Origin of the sequence: Streptomyces solincola, assembly GCF_002982015.1 — a bacterium.
GTDB classification, from domain to species: Bacteria; Actinomycetota; Actinomycetes; order Streptomycetales; family Streptomycetaceae; genus Streptomyces; species Streptomyces solincola.
Genome location: NZ_PVLV01000340.1, coordinates 1 through 4,466, shown reverse-complemented (window position 1 = coordinate 4,466; position 4,466 = coordinate 1). Strand labels below are relative to the sequence as shown.

The following is a 4,466-nucleotide window of genomic DNA, read 5'->3' as shown; positions in this document are numbered from 1 at the left end:
GTCGGCGGGGGAGTCTTCGACGAGGGCGGGGAGGCCGCCGACGATGCGGATGCCGGCCTCGTCGAAGGCGCGCTTGACGCGCCAGCGCAGCTCGCGCTCGACGGAGAGGGACTTGCCGGGCATGGTGCGGGCCGAGATGCGGACGGTCATGGAGTCCAGGAGGACCTCGGTGAGGCCGAGGATCTCGACCGGGCCCCAGAGGGCCTCGTTCCAGGGCTCGGCCTTGGAGAGGGCGTCGCCGGCCTCGGAGATCACCTCGCGGACCTTGTCCAGGTCCTCGGTGGGGCGCACGGTGACGTCGACGGTGGCGGTGGACCAGCCCTGGCTGAGGTTGCCTATCCGCTTGATCTCGCCGTTGCGGACGTACCAGATCTCGCCGTCGTCGCCGCGCAGCTTGGTCACCCGCAGCCCGACCTCGATGACCTCGCCGGAGGCCACGCCGGCGTCGACCGAGTCGCCGACCCCGTACTGGTCCTCAAGGATCATGAACACGCCGGACAGGAAGTCGGTGACCAGGTTCCGCGCGCCGAAGCCGATGGCGACGCCGGCCACACCGGCGGAGGCCAGCAGCGGGGCCAGGTTCACGTTGAAGGCTCCCAGGATCATCAGCCCGGCCGTGCCGAGGATGAGGAAGGACGCCACCGAGCGGAGCACCGAGCCGATCGCCTCGGAGCGCTGACGGCGGCGCTCGGCGTTGACCAGCAGCCCGCCGAGGGCCGAGCCCTGCACCGCCTGGGCGCTGCGGTTCATGCGTTCTATGAGCTTGAACAGGGCCCGGCGCACCAGGTGGCGCAGCACGATCGCCACGGCCAGGATCAGCACGATGCGCAGGCCGGTGCTCAGCCAGGTGGACCAGTTCTGCTCCACCCAGCCGGCGGCCTCGTCGGCGTGCCGGGCGGCCTCGTCGAACGACACCTTCGGCGGCGGTGCGGGATCGGCGGCCTGCACGGCGGACCTGAGCACGGCGGAAACCTCCGGAGGGCGGGCAGTACAGCGGACAAAACAATCTAACGGGGGACAGGGGCGCCCTCTGCGCCCGAAGCGGGGGAGAGGTACGTCTCACCGGGGCCTGACCTGGGGAATACCTCAGGAATACGTGGCTGTGGTCGAAAACACTCGACGGCCGTTACCGGTACGTGGTGGCGTACCGCCCCGGCCTGAGGAGAGACTGAACGCAGATCGTCCCGGCGCGAGCCACGCGCCGCCGGCGTACAAGGAGGCATCCGTGCCGCATGTCCTGGTCCTCAACGCCTCGTACGAGCCCCTCGGCGTCGTACCGCTCCGCCGCGCGCTCGTCCTCGTCCTGGAGAACAAGGCCGTCAGCCTTGAGGAGTCCGGCGCCTTCCTGCACAGTGCGACCCGTGCGATGGCGGCACCCAGTGTGGTCCGCCTCAAGCGGTTCGTACGGGTCCCCTACCGGGGGCCCGTTCCCTTGACCCGCAAGGCCCTCTTCGCCCGCGACGGCGGGCGCTGCATGTACTGCGGTGGCGTCGCGACCAGCGTCGACCACGTCGTCCCGCGCAGCCGGGGCGGGCAGCACGCCTGGGACAACGTGGTGGCCGCCTGCCGCCGCTGCAACCACGTCAAGGCCGACCGGCACCTGCGGGAGCTCGGCTGGCGGCTGCACCAGCAGCCCGCCCCGCCCAGCGGGCTGGCCTGGCGGATCATCGGCACCGGCCACCGCGACCCGCGCTGGCTGCCCTACCTCCAGCCCTACGGCGCCGACGACGCCATGGCCAGGATCGACGGGGGAGCGCTGTCCACGGCGCCGGTCGCCAACTGACGACAGCCGGACCGTTCGGACTGTCGGACCGTTCGGACTGTCGGACCGTTCGGACCGGGGGCAGGGGCTCAGCGGACGGCGTACGCCTCCACGCCGACCAGTGAGTAGCCGAACTCGGTGCCGCGCTCGTCCAACGCGAGTCGGACGAAGCGGGTCCCCGGGGCGTCCAGCCGGACCGACTCGGTGCCGCCGCGGCCGTCGCGGACAGCAGCGGCGGTACACCAGGTGCGGCCGTCCGGCGAGACCTGCACGCGGTACCGCTTGGCGTAGGCGTCCTGCCAGTGCAGCACCAGTTGCCCGACCCGGGCGGGGCGGGGGAGCCGGAGCTGCCACCAGGCGGTCGGGGCGACGGGGGAGGACCAGCGGGTCTCCGCGTCGCCGTCGGCGGCCGCACCGGCCGGGAAGTCGGGCGTCTCGTCGCCGGAGGAGGACGCGGTGGCGGTACGGGCCAGGTCCGGGCCGCCGGTCGCCGGGAAGGCGCGGACGGTGAGGGTGCGGCGCTGCCCGGCGAAGGACAGCTCCACCGGGTAGGAGCCGGCCGGGGTGCCGGGCGGGACGGTGACCTCGACCGGGACGGTGGCCGCGGTGCCGCGCGGGACGGCGGTGGTGCGCGGCACCCGCACCTTCAGGCCCCTGGGCGCCCGCGCGGTGAGCGAGCCGCGCACCTCGGCGGGGCGCTGGGGGCGCAGCACGGCTTCGAAGCGGTGCGGGCCGGCCCCGATCACCGCGTCGGCCTCCGGGCGGGGCAGTTCCAGGCGAGCGGGCGGCCCGTCGGCGTACCAGGGCGTGAGGGTGTGCACGCCGTCGGGTGCGGCGGTGCGCAGGCGCTCGGCGCGCAGACCGCCGGGGACGGCGAGCTGGGTCCAGCCGGAGGGGTGGAGCGCGCCGAGACGCCGCCAGCCCTGGCCGGGGACGTACGCCTCGACGGCCGCGCCCGCGCCCGTACCCGGGTCGGACGTGGCGGTGACCGCCGTCAGGGGGCGGCCGGGGTCCACCGGCACGGTGCCCGACTTGTCGGCCTTCGCGCCACCGGTCCAGGCGGCGGACTCGGCCTCGGCCCGGTCCAGGAACGGGTCGAGGACCTCCGCGCCGACGGTGGCCCGGCGGCCCTCGGGCTCGGCCCGCAGCCCCTCCAGGGCCAGGGCCGACCGCCGGGCGGCCGCGCCGTCGTCGGCCGCCTGGGCCCGGAGCACGTCCAGCGCGGCCTCGCCGGCGCGGCCGTAGCGGGCGAGCCGCTCCAGCCACGGCCGTGTCTCGGCCGCCAGCTTCCCGTCCGCGGCGGAGGCCAGGCGCTCCGGCGCGGTGCGCATCACGGCGAACGCCGCCCGCAGCCGGTCCGCCGCCGCCTTGCGGGCGGCCGGGGACGCGGCAGTGTCGGCGCGCGAGCGCCAGAACTCGGCGAGCAGCGGCCGCAAGTACGCCGACTCGGCGGCCGGCGCGAGGATCGAGGAGGCGCCGTTGCCCGCCAGCGCGTGCAGCGCCCCGCGCGCCGAGGCGTCGCCGCCGGCCAGGTCGTCCAGCGCCGCGCCCCAGGACGCCCCGGGCTGGTAGCCCTTGGGGTTCCAGGCGAAGTCCGCGGCGGTGAACAGCGGGATGCGGGAGGCGGCCGGCTGCTCCATCGCGTTGGCCAGCAGCTCCGCCGACCCGGCGGCCACCGCGGGCTCCCGGCCGGTGACCGGGCCGAGGAACAGCCGGTCCGCCGCGTAGTCGTTGACCGGGTAGTTGTCCAGGGTGACCAGCTTGTGGCCGTAGACCTCGCGGACCACCGACAGCTCGCGGCCGGTGATGGTGCGCGGCACCGCGCCGACCCCGGTCCAGGCCACCTGCACCGCGCCGTCCAGCGCGGCTGCCAGCGCGGTGCGGTAGTCGGTGGCGCCGTCCTGGTAGAACTCGGTCGGTACGAGGGTGAGCGGCGCGGCGTCGGAGTGCCGGCCGGTCAGGTGGCGGGACAGCTCCCCGGCCACCAGGGCGTGCGCCCGCGCGGCGGCGGCCGGCCCCGAGCCGTAGACCTCGGCGTCCCGGGCGCAGTGCCACTCGTCGTAGCCGGCGTCCTGGAACTGGAGCTGGAAGGCCCGCACCCCGAGCGCGTACATCGCCTCGGCCTTGCGCTTCAGCGCGCGCAGGTCCTCCTCCGAGGACAGGCACATCGACTGGGCGGGCGCCACCGACCAGGCGAGGGTGACGTGGTTGCGCCGGGCGCGCTCGGCCAGCTCCCGGAACGCGGCCCGCTGCGGCGCGGGGTAGGGCTCGCGCCAGCGGGTCTGCCGGTACGGGTCGTCGCCCGGCGCGTAGAGGTAGCGGTTCTGCTTGGTGCGGCCCATGAAGTCCATCTGGGCCAGCCGGTCCGCCTGGCTCCACGGGCGGCCGTAGAAGCCCTCGGCCACGCCGCGCACGGCCGTGCCCGGCCAGTCCCGGACGACCACGCCGGGGACGCTCGGCCCATCGGACCCGGACCCGGAGCCGGACTCGGCCCCGGGGCCGGAGCCGGACTCGGCCCCAGGGCCGGAGCCGGACTCGGCCCCAGGGCCGGAGGCCGACCCGGACCCGGCCCCGGAGCCGGATGCCGACCCGGGCCCGACCCCGGAGGCGGCCCCGGACCTGGGCCCGGATGCAGCCCCGGCCCCCGACCCGGCCCCGCGGCCCGCCACGAGCTGGCGGAGTGTCTGTACGGCGTGGAACAGGC

Annotated in this window: 3 protein-coding genes; 1 reads left to right on the top strand and 2 read right to left on the bottom strand. The window is 75.7% G+C overall.

Annotated features, from left to right (window positions below; genetic code table 11):
- Positions 1 to 963 (bottom strand): mechanosensitive ion channel family protein (locus C6N75_RS20975; protein ID WP_105870456.1); only part of this gene is annotated, 963 nt, incomplete at its 3' end.
- Positions 964 to 1,225: 262 nt separating this feature from the next.
- Here C6N75_RS20975 and C6N75_RS20970 point away from each other — a divergent pair.
- On the top strand, positions 1,226 to 1,783 hold the full coding sequence (locus C6N75_RS20970) for an HNH endonuclease (protein WP_105870455.1): 558 nt from the start codon (positions 1,226 to 1,228) through the stop codon (positions 1,781 to 1,783).
- A gap of 68 nt (positions 1,784 to 1,851) precedes the next feature.
- On the opposite strand, the gene C6N75_RS20965 is transcribed toward C6N75_RS20970, so the two are convergent.
- Positions 1,852 to 4,206 (bottom strand): beta-N-acetylglucosaminidase domain-containing protein, encoded by a 2,355-nt coding sequence (locus C6N75_RS20965; protein ID WP_258177521.1) that lies wholly within the window; start codon positions 4,204 to 4,206, stop codon positions 1,852 to 1,854.
- Between the last annotated feature and the right edge of the window lie 260 nt (positions 4,207 to 4,466).